The organism is Nocardioides jensenii JCM 1364 = NBRC 14755 (assembly GCF_001552535.1).
GTDB classification, from domain to species: Bacteria; Actinomycetota; Actinomycetes; order Propionibacteriales; family Nocardioidaceae; genus Nocardioides; species Nocardioides jensenii.
On sequence record NZ_BCRJ01000062.1, the window covers coordinates 46319 to 64066 of the forward strand.

The 17748-nt window shown below is 69.6% G+C and carries 17 protein-coding genes; 6 read left to right on the forward strand and 11 right to left on the reverse strand.

Annotated elements, in window-relative coordinates:
- Positions 1–19: 19 nt before the first annotated feature.
- A complete protein-coding gene (locus tag NJ4_RS14080; protein WP_067436234.1) occupies positions 20–1537 on the reverse strand; it encodes an SDR family NAD(P)-dependent oxidoreductase in 1518 nt (505 codons plus the stop codon).
- 55 nt (positions 1538–1592) lie between these two features.
- Here NJ4_RS14080 and NJ4_RS14085 point away from each other — a divergent pair, with 55 nt between their 5' ends.
- The 4 genes from NJ4_RS14085 (at position 1593) to NJ4_RS14100 (ending at position 6514) form a co-directional block, all read left to right on the forward strand.
- Positions 1593–2870 (forward strand): MFS transporter, encoded by a 1278-nt coding sequence (locus NJ4_RS14085; protein WP_245644571.1) that lies wholly within the window; start codon positions 1593–1595, stop codon positions 2868–2870.
- Positions 2870–3310: a pyrimidine dimer DNA glycosylase/endonuclease V gene (locus tag NJ4_RS14090; protein WP_067436241.1), complete on the forward strand. Its 441-nt coding sequence runs from the start codon at positions 2870–2872 to the stop codon at positions 3308–3310. The genes NJ4_RS14085 and NJ4_RS14090 overlap by 1 nt, the downstream gene beginning before the upstream one ends.
- A gap of 96 nt (positions 3311–3406) precedes the next feature.
- Positions 3407–5431, forward strand: coding sequence for a spermine/spermidine synthase domain-containing protein (locus NJ4_RS14095; RefSeq protein ID WP_067436245.1), 2025 nt, complete (start codon positions 3407–3409; stop codon positions 5429–5431).
- A 9-nt stretch (positions 5432–5440) separates the two neighbouring features.
- Positions 5441–6514 (forward strand): alanine racemase, encoded by a 1074-nt coding sequence (locus tag NJ4_RS14100; RefSeq protein WP_067436246.1) that lies wholly within the window; start codon positions 5441–5443, stop codon positions 6512–6514.
- 6 nt (positions 6515–6520) lie between these two features.
- Here NJ4_RS14100 and NJ4_RS14105 read toward each other — a convergent pair whose 3' ends face one another.
- On the reverse strand, positions 6521–7093 hold the full coding sequence (locus tag NJ4_RS14105; RefSeq protein ID WP_067436247.1) for an NADPH-dependent FMN reductase: 573 nt from the start codon (positions 7091–7093) through the stop codon (positions 6521–6523).
- 116 nt (positions 7094–7209) lie between these two features.
- Between NJ4_RS14105 and trxA the strand changes: the two genes are divergently transcribed.
- Entirely contained in the window at positions 7210–7557 is a 348-nt protein-coding gene (gene trxA / locus NJ4_RS14110; RefSeq protein ID WP_067436250.1) for a thioredoxin, read from the forward strand.
- A gap of 10 nt (positions 7558–7567) precedes the next feature.
- On the opposite strand, the gene NJ4_RS14115 is transcribed toward trxA, so the two are convergent.
- The 4 genes from NJ4_RS14115 to NJ4_RS14130 all read right to left on the reverse strand — a co-directional run bounded on the left by NJ4_RS14115 (position 7568) and on the right by NJ4_RS14130 (position 10911).
- A complete protein-coding gene (locus NJ4_RS14115; RefSeq protein ID WP_067436253.1) occupies positions 7568–8437 on the reverse strand; it encodes an ABC-2 transporter permease in 870 nt (289 codons plus the stop codon).
- A 65-nt stretch (positions 8438–8502) separates the two neighbouring features.
- Positions 8503–9396, reverse strand: coding sequence for a GNAT family N-acetyltransferase (locus NJ4_RS14120; protein WP_067436256.1), 894 nt, complete (start codon positions 9394–9396; stop codon positions 8503–8505).
- A gap of 185 nt (positions 9397–9581) precedes the next feature.
- Positions 9582–10187 carry a YceI family protein gene (locus tag NJ4_RS14125; RefSeq protein ID WP_067436258.1) on the reverse strand — a complete coding sequence of 202 codons (606 nt, stop codon included), beginning with the start codon at positions 10185–10187 and terminating at the stop codon, positions 9582–9584.
- A 139-nt stretch (positions 10188–10326) separates the two neighbouring features.
- The gene (locus NJ4_RS14130) at positions 10327–10911 is read right to left on the reverse strand and encodes a hypothetical protein (protein ID WP_067436260.1); all 585 of its coding nucleotides are present in this window, start codon (positions 10909–10911) and stop codon (positions 10327–10329) included.
- 175 nt (positions 10912–11086) lie between these two features.
- Here NJ4_RS14130 and NJ4_RS14135 point away from each other — a divergent pair, with 175 nt between their 5' ends.
- Positions 11087–12049 (forward strand): alpha/beta hydrolase, encoded by a 963-nt coding sequence (locus tag NJ4_RS14135; protein WP_067436263.1) that lies wholly within the window; start codon positions 11087–11089, stop codon positions 12047–12049.
- A gap of 5 nt (positions 12050–12054) precedes the next feature.
- On the opposite strand, the gene NJ4_RS14140 is transcribed toward NJ4_RS14135, so the two are convergent.
- The 5 genes from NJ4_RS14140 to NJ4_RS14160 all read right to left on the reverse strand — a co-directional run.
- The gene (locus tag NJ4_RS14140; RefSeq protein WP_067436282.1) at positions 12055–12582 is read right to left on the reverse strand and encodes a GNAT family N-acetyltransferase; all 528 of its coding nucleotides are present in this window, start codon (positions 12580–12582) and stop codon (positions 12055–12057) included.
- A complete protein-coding gene (locus NJ4_RS14145) occupies positions 12582–14588 on the reverse strand; it encodes a penicillin acylase family protein (protein WP_067436265.1) in 2007 nt (668 codons plus the stop codon). Before NJ4_RS14145 ends, NJ4_RS14140 begins: the two co-directional genes overlap by 1 nt.
- 49 nt (positions 14589–14637) lie before the next feature.
- Entirely contained in the window at positions 14638–16425 is a 1788-nt protein-coding gene (locus NJ4_RS14150; protein ID WP_067436268.1) for an IucA/IucC family protein, read from the reverse strand.
- Positions 16422–16955, reverse strand: a complete 534-nt coding sequence (locus tag NJ4_RS26425; protein ID WP_217996860.1) for a GNAT family N-acetyltransferase — start codon at positions 16953–16955, stop codon at positions 16422–16424. The genes NJ4_RS14150 and NJ4_RS26425 overlap by 4 nt, the downstream gene beginning before the upstream one ends.
- The coding region (locus NJ4_RS14160) for a lysine N(6)-hydroxylase/L-ornithine N(5)-oxygenase family protein (protein ID WP_157551135.1) at positions 16952–17748 on the reverse strand (797 nt) is incomplete at its 5' end. The genes NJ4_RS26425 and NJ4_RS14160, both read right to left, overlap by 4 nt.

Genomic DNA, 17748 nt, shown 5'->3' on the forward strand with positions numbered 1-17748 from the left:
TCGTGGTTCGAGGTGAAGCTCACCAGGGGCTGGGCTTGAAGTCCTTCACGAAGCAGCCGTAGAGGTCCTCGCCGGACTCGCCGAGCACGATCGGGTCGTAGACCCGGGCGGCGCCGTCGACCAGGTCGAGCGGCGCGTGCCACCCCTCGGCGGCGATGCGCAGCTTGTCCTGGTGCGGACGCTCGTCGGTGATCCAGCCGGTGTCGACGGCGGTCATCAGGATCTGGTCGGTCTCGAACATCTCGCCCGCGCTGGTGCGGGTCATCATGTTCAGCGCGGCCTTGGCCATGTTGGTGTGCGGGTGGCCGGCGCCCTTGTAGCGGCGGGAGAACTGGCCTTCCATCGCCGACACGTTGACGACGTACGCCCTCCGGGCACCGGCCTGGACGGCGGCCCGCATCGCCGGACGCAACCGGGAGACCAGCAGGAACGGCGCGATCGAGTTGCAGAACTGCACCTCGAGCAGCTCCAGCGGGTCGACCTCGTCGACGACTTGGGTCCACGAGTTCACCGTGGCCGTGTCGGGCAGCAGCCCGCCGGCGTCGACCGCGGTGCCGGCCAGGTGCGCCTCGAGGGAGGCGTTGCCCGCCGAGAGGGCGAGCGAGGTCAGTGACGCCGCGGTGTGCGCGGCCCGGGCGTGCTCGAGCGACTCGCCCTCGTGGTGGGCGACCGCGTCGGTGCTCAGTGCGCCGGCGATCGCCGCCGGGTGCGCCTCGGAGATGCGGTCGAACCTGACCATCTCGGGCAGCTCGAGATCGGTCGGCAAAGCAGCGGACTCCATCTCGACCAGCTGGCTGTAGGCGCCGGGTGAGCGGCGTACGGTCTGGCAGGCGTTGTTGATGATGATGTCGAGCGGCCCGTCGGCGGCGACGTCGTCGGCCAGCGAGATCACCTGGGTCGGGTCGCGCAGGTCGATGCCGACCACCTTGAGCCGGTGCAGCCACTCGCCACTGTCCTCGAGCGAGGCGAACCTGCGGACCGCGTCCTTCGGGAAGCGGGTGGTGATCGTGGTGTGCGCGCCGTCGCGCAGCAGCCGCAGCGCGATGTACATCCCGATCTTGGCGCGGCCGCCGGTCAGCAGCGCTCGCTTGCCGGTCAGATCGGTGCGCTGGTCGCGCTTGGCGTGCGACATCGCGGCGCACGAGGGGCACAGCCAGTGGTAGAACGCGTCGACCAGCGTGTAGTCGGTCTTGCAGATGTAGCAGCCGCGCGGCTTGAGCAGCTCGCCAGCGAAGTCGCCGGTGGTGTTCGAGACCAGCGGGATGCCCTGGGTCTCGTCGTCGATGCGCATCCGCGAGCCGGTCGCGGTGGCCTCGATGACGGCCCGGTCGGCGGCGGCCTCGGCGGCCCGCTTGCGCAGGCGACGGGCCTGCTTGAGCGCCTTGTACATGTGTGAGGCCGCGTGCTTGACCGTGGTCACGTCAGGGTGGTCGCTCGGCAGCTCGTGCAGCTGGTTGAGCACCTTGACCGCGGTCGCCAGCTCGTCGGGGTCGATCGCGTCGAGCGTGGGCGAGGCGTCCTCGGGCGGCTTGGTCACGGCCGAATTCTAGGTCGATGAGGGCCCGGGCCGTGATTCCTGCAAATATGGGCCGGTGCTGAGGGGAATGGTCGCCGACACCGCGCCCCTGCGCAACGACCACTTCCGGCGGCTGTGGATCGCCAACATCATCACCGTGATCGGCGCCCAGCTCACCGTGGTCGTCGTGCCGGCCCAGATCTACGCGATCACCGGCTCCTCGGCGTACGTCGGCCTGACCGGCGTCTTCGGCCTGGTGCCGCTGGTCGTGTTCGGGCTGTGGGGTGGCGCACTCGCGGACGCGATGGACCGCCGCACGCTGTTGCTGTGCACGACGATCGGCCTGATCGTCACCAGCGGGCTGTTCTGCGTGCAGGCCGCGGTCGGCAACCAGAACGTGTGGCTGCTGCTCGGCCTCTTCTCGGTGCAGCAGGCGTTCTTCGCGGTCAACCAGCCGACCCGCAGCGCGGTGCTGCCCAAGATCCTGCCGATGCGGTTGTTGCCGGCGGCGAACTCGCTGAACATGACGGTGATGATGGCCGGCGCGATCGCGGGCCCGATGGTGGGCGGTGCGCTGATCCCGCTGCTCGGCTACTCCTGGCTCTACCTGGCCGACACGGTGACCCTCTTCGCCACCCTCTCGGCGGTGATCGCCCTGCCCCCGTTGCCGATCGAGGGCGTGACCAGCGCCCCCGGCCTGCGTTCGGTGATCGACGGCCTCGCCTACCTGCGCGGTCACCCGGTGCTGATGATGAGCTTCGTCGTCGACATCATCGCGATGGTCTTCGGCATGCCTCGCGCACTCTTCCCCGAGATGGCGGCCAGCGACTTCGGCGGCCCGAGCGAAGGAGGCATCGCCTTCGCCCTGCTCTTCGCGGCGATCCCGGCGGGCGCCGTTCTCGGTGGTGTGTTCTCCGGCTGGGTCTCGCGCGTGGAGCGCCAGGGCCGGGCCGTGATCATCGCGATCCTCGTGTGGGGGTCGGCGATCGCGTTCTTCGGGATCTTCGTCGGGTTCGCCAACGGCAGCGGCGGCGTGATGCTGGGCGCGGCGGTGGCGATGCTGATGATCGGTGGCGCGGCCGACATGGTGTCCGCCGCGTTCCGGCAGTCGATGCTGCAGAGCGCCGCCTCCGACGAGGTCCGCGGTCGGCTCCAGGGCGTCTTCATCGTGGTGGTCGCCGGTGGGCCGCGCATCGCCGACGTCGCCCACGGAGGTGCCGCAGCCATGGCCGGTACGGCGTCCGCGGCCGCGGGTGGCGGCGTGCTCGTGGTGGCGCTGACCATCGTGGCCGCCATCGCCGCACCCGCCTTCATGCGCTACCGGCTCTCCCGCACAGACAAGGTCGACGACTGATGCGGATCTGGTCACTGCACCCGGAGCAGCTCGACGCGAAGGGCCTGGTCGCCTGCTGGCGCGAGACGCTGCTGGCCCAGAAGGTGCTGCGGGGGCTGACCGAGGGCTACCGCAACCACCCGCAGCTGGTGCGGTTCCGGGCCACCGACGACCCGGTGGTGGCGGTGGCGACCTATCTGCACGGCATCGCCGACGAGGCCGATGCCCGGGGCTACCACTTCGACCGGACCCGCGTCGTCAGCGAGGCCGACCGGGCCCTGCGCATGCCGGTCACCGACGGCCAGGTCGCCTACGAGTGGCAGCACCTGCTCGCCAAGGTGGCGTTGCGAGAACCGACCAGGCACCAGGCCCTGCTGGTCACCGAGCCCCGGGTCCACCCCTTGTTCGTCGTACGCCCCGGCCCGATCGAGCCGTGGGAAGTGGTCACCCGAGCCCGATAGCAGGCACGGTCCGGCAGCGGCCGGGGGCTCCCGCAGGCGCGACTCTTCTGCCATGCTCGACGTGGCTGCACCTGACGGCTCGACCCGGGGAGAGCGATGGCCACCACAGGGACCCAGGAGTCCGCGCCCATCCATGTCCGCGCGACGGTGCACCCGGTTCCCCGGCTCGTGCTGGCCAGCGCCCTCATGCTGTTCCTGGAGCTGGCCCTCATCCGCTGGCTCGGGGCCAACATCGTGCACCTGTCCTACTTCACGAACTTCGTGCTGCTCGGCTCCTTCCTCGGCATCGGTCTCGGCTTCCTGATCTCACGCAAGACCTGGTCCGTGCTGCCGTGGACGCCGGTGCTCCTCGCCGGCCTGGTGCTGGTGGTGCGGCACTACCCGGTGTCGATCGACCGGCAGGGTGCCGACGTCATCTTCTTCACCGCGTTGAAGACCACCGGTCCGCCGGCCTGGCTGATGCTGCCGATCGTCTTCCTCGTCGTCGCGGCCATCCTCGCCGGACCTGCCGAGGCGGTGGGCCGCTGCTTCGCCCAGCTGCCTCCGCTCACGTCCTACCGCTGGGACCTGGTCGGCTCGCTGTGCGGGATCGTCGGGTTCTCCGTGCTCTCCGTCCTGCAGGCCCCGTCGTACGTCTGGGGAACGGTGGCCGGTCTTGCCCTGGTCGTGCTGGTCGGCGGCTGGCAGCGTTGGCTGGCACTGCTGGCGGGCGTCGCCGTCGTGGCGACGCTGGTGGTCGAGTCCACGACCGCCGGCGTCTCCTGGTCGCCGTACTACAAGGTCACCACCGAGACCGTCGACGCACCTTCGGGCGCCCGGGTCTACATCTCCGTGAACGGGGTGCCCCACCAGTCGATGTCCTCGGCCGACTGGAAGCTGAACCGCGCCTCGGAGATCTACGGCGCTCCCTACGAACGGCGCGAGGAGACGCCGCTGCGCGACGTGCTGGTCGTCGGCGCCGGCTCCGGCTCCGACGTGGCGATCGCGCTCGAGAAGGGCGCCGAACACGTGGACGCCGTCGACATCGATCCGCGGATCGTGCAGATCGGCGTGGACGACAACCCCGACGGGGCCTATCAGGACCCGCGGGTGACCCGACACATCAACGACGGCCGCGCGTTCCTCGAGGGCACCGACGCGAAGTACGACCTGATCCTGTTCGCGCTGCCCGACTCGCTGTCCCTGGTCAGCGGTGCTTCGCAGATCCGGCTGGAGTCGTTCCTCTTCACCGAGGAGGCGCTGCGCTCCGCCCGGGAGCACCTCACCGACGACGGCGTCTTCGCGATGTACAACTACTACCGGCAGGACTGGCTGATCGACCGGCTCGGCGGTACGGCGGCCGCGGCCTTCGGACACGCTCCGTGCATCGACACCTATGGCGCGGCCACTGCGGTCGTCTCCGTCGCGAAGGACCCGGGCAACCAGAGGTGCGGCCCGGACAACCACGCGCTCCCGTCGTCGCACCTCGAACCAGCCACCGACGACGCGCCATTCCTCTACTACGACGGCGGCATGCTCCCGACCATCTACCTGTGGGCGCTGGGCGGCATCCTGCTCATCTCGCTCCTCCTGGTGCGGGCGTTCGGCGGCCCGTTGCGCGCGATGCGGCCCTACGCGGACCTGTTCTTCATGGGCGCCGCCTTCCTGCTGCTGGAGACCAAGAACATCGCGACCTTCGCGCTGCTGTTCGGCACCACCTGGATCGTGAACGCGATGGTCTTCGCCGGAGTGCTGTTGATCGTGCTGGCTGCGGTGGAGACCACCCGCAGGCTCCGCACGCCGTCGCTGCCGGTGGTGTTCGGCCTGGTCGCGATCTCGCTCGCGGTCGCCTGGGTGGTCCAGCCCGCCTGGCTGCTCGGCCTGTCCTTCACCCCGCGACTGCTGGTGGCGGTGCTGCTGGCCTTCGCGCCGATCTACCTGGCCAACATCGCCTTCGCGAAACGGTTCGAGGTGTCCGGCGACTCCCAGGCGGCGTTCGGGGTGAACCTGCTCGGCGCCATCGTGGGTGGCTGCCTGGAGTACTCCGCGCTGCTCACCGGCTACCGCAACCTGCTGATCGTGGTGGCGGTGCTCTACCTCGCCGCGTTCCTGCTGAAGCCTCGGGCCACCCTTCCGGTCTAGGTTCGCCCTGTGACCGGAACCGACGAGCAGCCCACGCCGTACCTCGAGATCGACGCCGCGCGGATGCGAGGGAACATCGCACGAGTCGCCGCCCTCGCCGCCTCGAGGGGGGTGTCGATGAGACCGCACGTCAAGACCCACAAGTGCGTCGAGATTGCCCGGCTCCAGGCCACGGCAGGTTCCGCCGGCATCACCGTGGCCACGATCGGGGAGGCCGAGGTCTTCGTCGAGGCCGGTTTCGACGACGTGTTCGTGGCCTACCCGCTGTGGGTCACCGAGGCCCAGGCCGCGCGCCTGCGGGCACTCGCCGAACGAGCCACGCTCAGTGTCGGTCTCGACTCCGCCGAGGCGGCCGGCCAGCTGGCGCTGGCCGGGCCGCAACGTGTGCTGGTCGAGATCGACAGCGGACACCACCGCAGCGGTGTGCCCGTCGAGGAGGCCGGCTCGGTCGCGCTCGCGGCTCGCTCTGCCGGCCACACGGTCGTCGGCGTCTTCACGTTTCCCGGCCACAGCTACGCCCCTGACCGTACGACGACCGCGGCCCACGACGAAGCGACGGCGCTGGCCACCGCGGCCGCGTCGCTCCGTGGTGTCGGGATCGAGCCGTCGGTGGTCAGTGGCGGATCCACGCCCAGTCTCGCCGCCAGCCTGAGTGCCGACTCGGAGATCACCGAGCTGCGACCCGGCGTCTATGTGTTCGGCGACGCCCAGCAGTGGGAGCTCGGCAGCTGCACGCCCGACCAGATCGCGTTGACCTGTGTCGCGACCGTGGTCAGCCATGCCGGTGGACGGGTGGTCCTCGACTCCGGCAGCAAGGCTCTCGGCGCCGACTGGTCGGCGTTCGCCACCGGCTTCGGTCGCCTGCTCGACCACCCCGAGGCGCGGATCGTGATCCTCTCCGAGCACCATGCCGTGGTCGAGATGACGGGGCCGCTGCCGGCGCTGGGAAGTCGCGTCCGGGTGGTGCCCAACCACGCCTGCAACGCAGTGAACCTGGCCGACACGTTCACCGTGCTCGACGCGGACGCCGCGCGCGTCGTACGCCGGCAGTGGGCGATCGCCGCCCGTGGGAGGAACTCGTGAACCGGCTCACTCCTCGGGCGGGATCACCGCACGCACCCTGGTGATGAACTCACCGAAGTTGGCCATGAACCCGCGCAGGAACTCCTCGGTCTCGGCGTTGGTGACGTTGCCGTCGTCGTCCACGAGGCCCTCGGTGAACTGGATGTAGGCCTCGGGTGAGTTCATCTGGGGCGAGTCGCAGAAGCTCAGGACGCTGCGCAGGTTCTGCTGGGCGACGGCGGTGCCGATCGCGCCGATCGATGCACCGATGACCGCGGAGGGCTTGCGGGAGAAGGAGTTCTTGCCGTAGGGCCGGCTGGCCCAGTCGATGGCGTTCTTGAGGCCGCCGGGGATGTCGCGGTTGTACTCCGGGGTGACGAACAGCATCGCGTCGACCCGCGACAGGTGGTCCTTGAGGGCGCGGGCCTCGGGTGGGTAGTCGCCGTCGAGGTCGCGGTTGTAGAGCGGCAGGTCCTTGATGGCGACCTCCTCGAAGGTGAGGTTGTCGGGTGCGAGCTTGATCAGCGCCGTCGCCAGGCGACGGTTGATCGAGTCCTTCGACAGACTGCCGATCAGGTGTCCCACGGTGTGCACGGTCATTCGCATTCCTCCACGTCAGTCTTTGCTGCCGAGTGCGTCGTACCCACCATGGCGGGTCGGGGTGGTGAGCACAACGTGACCCGGGCGACGACCGGCGTCGGGTTACCCTCGATGCCATGTCTGCCATCGAACTGGGTGCCGCCAACTTCGAGTCCACCATCACCGCCAACGAGATCGTCCTCGTCGACTTCTGGGCGTCCTGGTGCGGTCCGTGTCGCAACTTCGCGCCGATCTACGAAGCCGCGGCCGAGCAGCACACCGACATCGTCTTCGGCAGCATCAACACCGAGCAGGAGCAGCAGCTCGCGGCCGCCGCCCGGGTCTCCTCGATTCCGACCCTGATGGCGTTCAAGCAGGGCAAGCTGGTCTTCAGCCAGCCCGGCGCCCTGCCGGCCGAGGCCCTGGAGCAGGTCATCGCCGCGGTGCGCGAGCTCGACCTCTCGGCAGTCGACGACCAAGCCTGACGGGCCCGGACTACTCGGCTGCGCTGGGTGAGGGCTCCACGGCGCCAGAGGGCTCGGGGTCGTCCGAAGCGGGTGCGTCGCTGGTCTCGGTGTCAGGCGTGTCGAAGCCACACTCCCTGGTCTCCTGGGCGATCTGCTTGGTCAATCGAGACTTGCCGGCCTCGTGGGCCTCGGCGACGGTGCCTTCATAGATCTTGCCGTCCTTCGACTCCCGGTTGACCGCCTTCGCCTCGGCGCAGAGGTGGAAGACCTCACCGGACTTCGTCCAGTAGACGAGGTTCTCCCCGACGATGTCCTCGACCTGGTTGGTCTCCTCGGTGTACTGCTCGACCGACGGCGCGTCCCACTCGATGCCGAACAGCGTCGCCACGGCCATCACCGCGATGCCGATGCCGCCGGCGATCGCCTTGTCCTTCTTGTCCATGGTGTCGTTGAGGAAGATCATCACGATCAGCGGCAGGAACGCGATCACGGTGATGATCGCGCCGAGCTGGTTCTGCACGAAGAACCGCACGGTGTCCTGGCGGGAGGCCGGGTCGAGCCGGTTGGCCTTCTTCCACAGGAACGAGCCGCCCATCGCCAGCGCGCCGATCACCACGATCAACGCGATCAGCAGCACCATGTTGACGTCGTCCTGGCGCAGCACCCAGAAGATGCCGAACAGCTCGCCAGCGATCGCCAGCACCCACAGCGCTGCCGCGATCAGTCGGAACGTGGTCGCCTTCTTCTTCGCCTCGGGTGTGGGCTTCCAGGTCGGCTCGACCTCATCGACACCGGTGTCGTTGGACCGTCCCCTGCTCCCGGAGCCACCGCTCCTGGGGGTCGTTGCCTTGTCGGCACGCACGATCTTCTTGCCGGACGATGACTTCTTCTCTGCCATGGGGCACTCCCGGGACCGCATCGAGGGGGATGGATTCGCCCCAAATATCCCATGCCGGGGCCGCGCTACAGGTCGATGGCGCGATTGACCCAGGTCGAGGTCACCGTCATGCCCACCTTCGCGTAGAGACTGAGCGCACCGGTGCGCGAGTCGGTGCCGAGCTCGGAGCGGGCGGCTCCGTGCGCTCGGGCCGCGCCGAAGGAGTCGGCAAGCAGCGCCTGGGCCAGTCCCCGACCCCGCAGATCCTTGCGGACGGCGAGGCGGTCGACGTACCCACAGTCGTCGGCGAGCACGACCGAGGACACCCCCACCACGGCATCGTCCGCGTCGACGACGACGCGCAGATTCCACGGTTCGAAGCCGGGGCGTCCCACGACCTTGGCCTCGAAGTCGGCGAAGGGCTCGCGGTCGCGCACCGACCATTCCAAGAAGGCGTCCTCGACCACGGTCCACACCGAACGCAGGTCGTCGGGAGCCGCCAGCCGGAGCCGGAAGCCGTCGGGCAGTGGCCTGGGTTCGATCGCGGCGCCGGCCGGCAGCTCGAGGACCCATGACGTCCAGCGCACCCCGTAGCCGCGGGCCGCGAGGAACCTGTCGCCGGGGGAGTCCTGGGGCACGGGCATGCCGATCACGGTGCTGCCGGCGTCGCGGGCGTGCTGCTCCAACCAGTCGGCGAGGGCGGTGCCGATGCCGCGCCCGTGGTACGCCGGCTCGACCGCGGCGTCGGCGCGGTCGGGGCCGGACTGCTCGGCGTAGCCGACCAGCCTGGTGCCGTCGAAGACGCCGAGCGTGGACGCGGCGAGGTCGAAGCTGGGCCGCTGCCAGTCGCTGACGATGTCGGCCAGCTCGATCGCGACCTCACCGACGTCGGCCAGCTCCTCGGCGGCCATCACGGCGGTCACGGCTGGTGCGTCGTCCTGACGGAGGGCTCGTGAGGTGAGCCCGGCGGGAAGCGGCATGCCCCGATTGTCCGGGTCGGTGGCCCGGCACGCACCTGGTTTTTCAGGCAGGACTCCCTGGGCAGGACTCCCTGGGCAGGACTTCTCAGGCACGACTCTTCGGGTACGACTCTTCGGGTACGACGAAAGCCGGCCGGCCCCCAGGGGGACCGGCCGGCTGTGCGGTCAAGAAGCCGCGGGTGAGGTCAGGCGTTCTTGATGGCGGAGACGTCGAACTTGAGCTTGATCTTCTCGGAGACGAGCACGCCACCGGTCTCGAGCGCGGCGTTCCAGGAGAGGCCCCAGTCCTTGCGGTTGACGACGATCTCGCCCTCGAAACCGACGCGCACGTTGCCGAACGGGTCCTGGGCGGAACCGACGAACTCGAAGGGCACGGTGACGGGCTTGGTGACGTCCTTGATGGTGAGGTCGCCGGTCACGGCCCAGTCGTCACCGTCGGCCTCGACCTTGGTGGAGGTGAAGGTGATCGTGGGGAACTTCTCGACGTCGAAGAAGTCGCCGGAGGCCAGGTGGCCGTCGCGGTCCGCGGAGCCGGTGTCGACGCTGTTGACGGCGATGGTCAGCTCGGCCTTCGAGGCGGCCGGGTTCGCCGCGTCGATCGTCGCGGTGCCCTGGAACTCCTTGAACGCACCGCGCACGGTGGTGACCATCGCGTGGCGGGCCTGGAAGCCGATGTAGGTGTGCGAGGCGTCGATGGTGTAGTCGCCCGAGATGTCGTTGAGGGCGCTGGTGCCGGCGTCGAAGACGGGCTCGGCGACGGCGGTGGACTTGCTGCGGCTGAAGATGCTCATTGCGTTGTGCTCCTGGAAAGTTGATAGCGGGTGTCGGCTGAACGGCTGTTCCGCCATTCCGGCCTTTCATTGAACTTTCAACTAAAGCCTACGCGCAAGCATTCCCCATCCCTACCGAATGTGGTGGGTGTCACATCGGTCAGGCGCTCGGGGCGCTCCAGGAGGAGTCGATCGCGCGGGCCACGTCGATCGTCCGCGCCGCGCGAATCCCCGGCTTCTCCAGCTCGCGGGCGACGTACGTGGCGACGAACCGCTGGATCTCGCCCTCCACGCCGGCCACCCGCTGGAGGAGCGAGGCGCGCATGCCACTGGCCCGCAGGTCGACCTGCACCTGGTCGGCCCGGGGCGCCAGGGCGTCGATGAAGATGCGGCAGCCCTGCTGCGCCCGGGCGGTCAGCTCCAGCGGTACGACGAGCCGGGCGTCGAAGCGGTGTGTGTCCAGCTGCAGGTCGATGCTCAGCCGCAGGTCGACCGGGAGCTCCACGCGATAGGCGACCAGGTTGCCCTCGCGTGGGGAGGTGAGGGGCTGCCCGATGCTGCCGGTTGCCGTCACCTTGGCCAGGCGGCCCGGCCCGACCCCGATCGGACCGAACTCGATGGGCTCGCCGGCCAACCCGCCGATCCCGGCCAGGATGCGCTCGGCAGTCACTGCCGTGGCGAAGAACTGACGCCCGAAGTCCTCGTAGGAGACGAACCCGTCCTGGTGTTCCCCGGCATCGGCCATGGCATCGGACAGTAGTCCTGCTGAGGAGTTCTGCCCAGCCTGGTTGGAAGAACGCCGAGATGTTTGAAACACGAACTTCCGTGAAATGCGTGACCTGGAGCACGTTGGCGACGTACAGTCACCAAACGCTTGATGACTGTCAAGAGATTTGCGACCCGCAACGGGGGAGGACCCGATGATCGAAGTGCACCAGCGCAGCAGCGTGCGGTCGGTCGTCGTCGGAACCGCAGCCAAGCTGATCGCGCGGCCCGCGCTGGCCTGGTTCCCGGTCAACGGGCCGGTCGCTCCCTTGCGTCACGCCCTCGACGTGGGTGCCCGTCTGGCACCGCGGCATCGCGACACCACCGTCGAGAAGGTCGCCGGCGACGGCTGGCACGGCGAGCTGGTCATGCCCAAGGGGGTTCGCTCAGGGGCAGGCGCGATCGTCTACTTCCACGGGGGTGCGTTCGTCTTCTGCGGACTGGCCACCCACCGTCGCATCGTCGAGCACCTCGCACTCCGCACCGGGCTCCCGGTGCTGGCGGTTGCCTATCGCCAGCACGGCAGGGCGCTGGTCGACCAGAGCATCGCCGACTGCGTTGACGCCACCAACTGGATGATCGAGCGCGGGTTCGCCGCTGACAAGCTCGTCCTGGCCGGCGACTCGGCCGGGGGGCACCTCGCCTTCGCCGTCGCCCTCGAAGCCACCTCGCAGGGCATCGCCCTGGCCGGCGTCGTCGGTCTCTCGCCGTGGCTGGAGTTCGACAACACCGAGCGTCGCAACCACGCCAATGCGCGGCGCGACCACTACATCCCCGCGCGGCGGCTCGACGCCATCGCTCGGGTGGTCACCGGCAAGCCGATCCACGACCCGGCCATGTCACCGGTCAACCGCGACCTCGCCAAGCTGCCGCCGGCACTGATCATCTGCGCCGCCGACGAGATCCTGCGCTATGACGCCGAGATGATGACCGAGCGACTCCAACGGGCCGGCGTCCCGGTGACGTTGCACATCTGGGAGGGGCAGGTCCATGCCTTCCCCGTGCTCGGCGGGCTGCTGCCAGAGAGCAGCGACGCGCTGTCCCGGGTGGCCGAGTTCGTGCGTGAGGCCGTGGTGGCGCGCCCCCGCCTGCGCCTGCTCCGCAACGCCGCGGGCTGACCCGGTCAGGGAGCGGTCCACCCCGAGCGCTCGATGAAGGCGAACTGCGCCGTCTTCGTGGGCATCGCGACCTGCGGTCCGAGCCGCGCACCGAGGCGCGGCATGAGGCTCACCGACGCGTCGTTGCGTACGTCTGGCTCGAGCACGATGCGCTGCACGGCGGGGTCGGTGAAGACCCACCCGGGCAGGTGGGTGAACATCGCCTCGGAGAACCCGTCGGGTCGTCTGCCCGGCCCCATCAGCAGGTGCACGCCCAAGTCCCCCGGTCGTCGGTCGTAGAAGGTGCCGATCTCGTCGACGGCCGGGTCATAGGTCTGGAACAACGCCCAGGGCTCGCCGTCCCAGCAGACGAGGTACGCCGCCAGGTGCTGCTGGTCCTGGATGTAGGCGTAGATGTCGATGACCTCGTCGAGCGGGCGGTCGAGCATCCCCCAGAACCTGGCCCGCTCCTCGGTGACCCAGCCGTGCAGCAGCTTCCCGTCGGACTCGGGATCCACGGGCCGCAGGGTGAGTCGGGCGTCGAGGGTGATCATCACGAGTGCTCCGTGCGCAGGGTGTCCCAGTCGGTGGTGACCGGGATCAGGGTTCCGTCGCGCCAGGCCTCGAACTGGTCGACCTGGTGCGGATGGCCGGGCATGCCCGAGGCGCCGAGGGGAACCGCCCAGCGACTCCGGTCGCGATCGGCCAGGTCCCACACGTAGCGGGCGACCGGGCCGCGCACCGACATGGCGGTGCCGGGCAGCCAGCCCATCGCAGCGACGCAGTTCACGTCGCCCGGCAGCGGCGCTCCAGCAACCGGCACGGCGTCGTCCTCCAGCCCGAACTGGGCCAGGCCCGTCACCGGGGCGAACCCGTGGCGCTCGCCCCACGAGCGAGGGGCGGTGGCGGCCTCCACCGCCTGGCGGACGAGGGCGGCCGAGTCGAGGCCGATCTCGTCGCCGTGCGCGAGCAGGTTCGGCAGCGACTGGGCGACCCGGCCCGGCAACCACAGCCAGGGTGCGTACATCGCGCCGTGGGTCTGGTCGTCACGCAGGTCACCGAGGGCAGGGTGCTCGCAGATCGCCAGGACGAGGCGCTCCCGGACCTCGTTGAAGGCCGCCGCGCCGGGACTGTCCACGGACATGGCGAGATCCCAGGAGCCGAGAGTCCGTTGGCGATCGGCGGCGCCGGGCGAGAGGTCGGTGAGCGCGGCGACCGCGGCAAGCAGCGCGTCGCCGCCGAGCTGGCGGATGTCGGTGAGGGGTTCGATCGCGTTCTCGGCGGACCAGCTGTCCCCGGCGTCGAGGAGCTCGCCGATGCGGTCAGCCCGCCAGGGCTCGGCGAAGTGGCTGCTGATCACGTCGTGGCCGGGGGTGGTGCGTTCGTTCGCGGTGACCACCCTGCCGTGGTCGCCGGGCTCGACCACGGGGAGGTCGCTCACCCAGCCACGCCAGGTGTGTCGCGACTCGGAGGCGGGCACGATGCCGAACCGGTTGGCGAGGTCGCGCTCGGGCACGCGGCCGGCCACCCGGTGGCGTACGACGCCCGTGGAGTCGGCGATCACCCAGTTGTTGACCGGCTCGACCCAGTGCTCGAGTGCGGCCTCGACGTCGGCCACGGTGTGTGAACGCAGCAGGGGCAGCAGTGCACCGAATCCCAGGTCGCCGAGCTCCCACGAGGCTGTGCGCAGGGAGATCGACTCGGACTCGAAGACGATGGGGCCACGGGCGGTGACGACGATCTCGATCGGCTCGGGCTCGTCGTCCAGGATGTCGAGGAACTCCTCGCGGACCTCGACCGGCTCCCAACCGTCGGGGCCCAGTGCCACCACCCGGCCGTCGCGGACCTCGAGCCGCTCGGCGTAGATGTCCTGGTAGTCGGCCATCGCGTTGGTCAGTCCCCACGCAACGGAGCCGGTGTGGCCGAAGTGCTGGATGCCCGGCACTCCCGGGAAACAGAAGCCGACCACGTCGAAGTCGGGGCAGGCCAGGTGGGTCTGCAGATAGACGTTGGGGGCCTCGAAGATCCGGTGCGGGTCCCCGGCGACCAGCGGCAGCCCTGTCGTGGTGCGGGCTCCGGTCAGGGCGAACGCGTTGCTGCCGGCGACCGTGGGCGGCTCGACCGAGAGGGCGCGCAGGCCGGCCGGGCCGAGCGTGGTGGCCACTCGGTCACGCCACAGCTTCGAGGGGTAGGACCCGAACTGGATCTGCTGCACGAGGAAAACCCCGAGCGGCGTCCACGGCATCCAACGGCGGTCCCGGAAGGCCACGTTGACGCCGTCGGTGAAGGCCACGAGGAAGTCGCGGGTCTCGTCGTCGAGGCCGTCGTACGCCCGCTGGGCCAGCTCGTCGATGCCGGCCCGTCGCGAGAAGCGGTCCCACTCCAGCCCGGCCCGCCCGAGGTGGGCAGCGGTCCGGCCCTCGCTGCGCAGCCGTTCGAGCTCCAGCTGACCGGCGCGCGCCGTGGCCATCTCGTGGCCCTGCGCGAAGGCGAGCTCCTCGAGCGAGTCGGCCCGGATGTGCGGGATGCCGTGCGCGTCGTGGATGACCTCGGAGCTCATCCTGGGTCCCTGTTCAAAGCGGAACGAAGTGAGCATCTGAAGGGGGTGGTCATCCTGCAAGAGTTCCAGCAGCTGCGGGGTTCGCCAACTCCCCGGCGAACAGCAGGGAGCCGGCCTGGTCGGTCAGGTCCACCATCTGAAGCGTGTTGCGCAGCTGCAACCGGTTGAGGCAGCTGTGCCTGAACGCGGGCCGCAACAGATCGTGCTTCGCGGCGCCCTCGGCCAGCTCCGGATGGTCAGCCAGGTGCCGCTCGATGCAGGCCCTGACCTCGCCCCAGAAGCGGGCCTCCGGAAGGACGCCGTCGTCGTCGAGGATCGCGGCCAGGTGTCGGAAGAACCCGTCGAAGACATCGGTGTGGATGGCCAGGGACTGCTCCTCGACGGGGACGCGCGCGCGGATCCGCTCGACCGTGGGAGGGAGTGGGAGGTCGCCCATCACCGCCACCTCCTCGCCGATGTCCTTCATGAGCATCCGCGTCGGCACGTGGTTCTCGATGACCATGACCAGGTTCTCGCCGTGCGGCATGAACGCGAGGTCGTAGCGAAGCAGGCAGTGCACCAGCGGCCGCAGGTAGGCGTCCAGGTAGCGGCGCACCCACGGCGCGGGGCCGAGCCCGGACTCGGCGATCATCGCGGCGGCCAACGAGGAGCCCTTGGCGTCACGGTGCAGGAGGGAGGCCATGGTGGCGAGGCGCTCACCCTCGGCCACCCCTGACGGGACGCCGGGGTTCAACGGGCTCTCGCGCCACAGCGCCGCGATCATCTTCTGGTAGGGCGAGACGAAGCCCAGGGCATGGAACGCGTCGCCGGTGTAGCCGATGGCCGCACACTCGCGGAGCACCCCGAATCCGCGCGCCTGCAGCTCGTCGTCGGAGGCGACCAGGTCGCGCACCCAGTCGTTGATCGCGGGCGTGACCGTCATGTACTTCGGCGACAACCCACGCAGGAAGCCCATGTTCTGGATGGCCAGCGCCGTCTTCACGTAGTGCCGCTGCGGGTCACTGGTGTTGAAGAACGTGCGGATCGACTGCTGGGCGCGGAATGTGTCCGGCGCCTCGCCGAGGAACACGAGGTCCTGGCGGGCGACGTCGGGGGCGAAGGTGATCGCCACCCGGTTCACCCACTGCCACGGGTGCAGCGGGAGCAGGAGGTAGTCGGCGGCATCGAGCCCCAGGTCGGCCAGCCTCGAGCGGAAGGTCGCGAGCGTCTCCTCGCCCAGCTCCTCGGCATAGAGCGACTCCTCGGTCAGGCCGTCGCCCAGGGAGAGCTCGGCCCTGTCACGGCGTACGGCGACCCACACCAGTCGCACCTCGCTCCCGGTCTCGGGGGCGTAGGCCGCGAAGTCGTCGCCGCCGTAGCCGATGCGGCCGTTGTTGGCCACGAAGGCCGGATGGCCCTCGGTCATCGCGGCCTCGATCGCCTGGTAGTCGGCGTGCACGAGCTCGTCGGAGGACACGTCGGAGTTGCCGAGCTTCCACATCGCCGACGCGAGCGTGGAGGCCAGCTCTTCGAGGTACGTCGGCAGCAGGGCGTCGGGAATGCCCAGCAGCGGCGCGAACTCGACCAGGAACTGCTGGACGTCCAGCGGGCGCCCGTCGCCGTGCACCGTGCGATGCAGCGAGTCGCGGTCGACCACCCAGTGCTCGAGGGCGTGCCGCCGAGCGTCGAACGTGTAGCGGGCCGAGCCGTCGGGCGAGACCAGCTCCCAGGCGTCGCCCCGAGCCGTCGGCGAGAGCAGACGCTCGTGGGAGAACTCGGCAATCGCCTTGCCGACAAGTGAGGTCTGCGCGGTGGCGAGCAGCTCGGGCTGGAGGTGCGTGATGTCGTGGTGCTTCATGCGGGAACCCCCAGTGAGGAGGCGGTGAACGCCTCACGGGTGCAGAACGACAGGGCGGCAGTCTTGTGGCCCAGGTCCACGTGACGCTCGACGACGAAGCCGGCGGCTGCGTTGAGGGCCGCGATCTTGTCGTTGCGCACGTCCGGCTCGACGACCACCCGGCGTACGGCGGCATCGGCGAAGCAGAACTCCATCACCGCCCGGAACACCTCGGTGGTGAACCCGCGCCGGTGCCTGACCGGCGGGGCGACGAGCACGTGCATGCCGAGGTCGCCGTCGGAGATCTCGGGCAGCTCGGCCAGTGGGCCGTGGTGCGGAAGGTAGGTCTCGGCCAGGAACGCCGGTGCCCCGTCCGCGCGACCGAGCCACGCGTCGTGGTGGGGGTCGGCGGCGATCCCGTCGTACTCGCGGGCCACGTCGAGGCGGGTGGCGTCCTGCATCTCCCAGTAGACCGAGCGCGGGTGGGTCACCCAGGCGTGCAGCAGAGCGAGGTCGCGCTCGACGACCACGGGTTCGAGAGTGATCCTCACGGGGCGCTCCTCAGGTGGTCGGGGATGCCGAACTCCTGGAACGCGATCCGCTTCTCGACCGGGTAGGCCTCCCGGCCGAGCATGGCGGCGATCAGCACCGAGTTCCGGTAGGCGCCCATGCCGAGGTCGGGGGCGACGAAGCCATGGGTGTGCTCCTCGGCGTTCTGCACGAAGATCTCGGTGCCGTGCAGGTCGATGGCGTAGTTCTCGTCGGCCACGAAGCGCCCACGGTCGTCCCACGTGATCCGGTCGCGGATCGGGGAGAGGAACCCAGGCACCTCCCGGGTGTAGCCGGTGGCGAAGACCACACCCTGGGTGTCGAGCGAGAAGGCCTCGTCCTGTTCGACGTGGTGCAGGTCCAGCCGGACGCCGTCGGTGAGGGTGGAGGCACCGGTCACCGCGGTGTTCGTGATCAGTGTCGTCTCGGTGCCGCCGAGCACCTGGCGTCGGTAGAGCTCGTCGTAGATCTGGTTGACCAGGTCGCCGCTGATTCCCTTGTAGAGCGAGCGTTGCTCGCGCAGGAGCGCGTCGCGGGTGCCGCCGGGCAGGGTCTGGAAGTAGGACGTGTACTCCGGGGAGGTCAGCTCGAGGGTGAGCTTGGTGTACTCCATCGGGAAGAACCTGGGGGACCTGGTCACCCAGGTCAGCGTGTAGCCGTGCTCGTCGATCCCGGACAGCAGGTCGGCGTACACCTCGGCGGCGCTCTGGCCACTGCCGACCACGGTGATCGACTCGAGCTCCTGCAGCTCGGCCCTACGCTGCAGGTAGTCCGCCGAGTGACAGGTGACTCTCT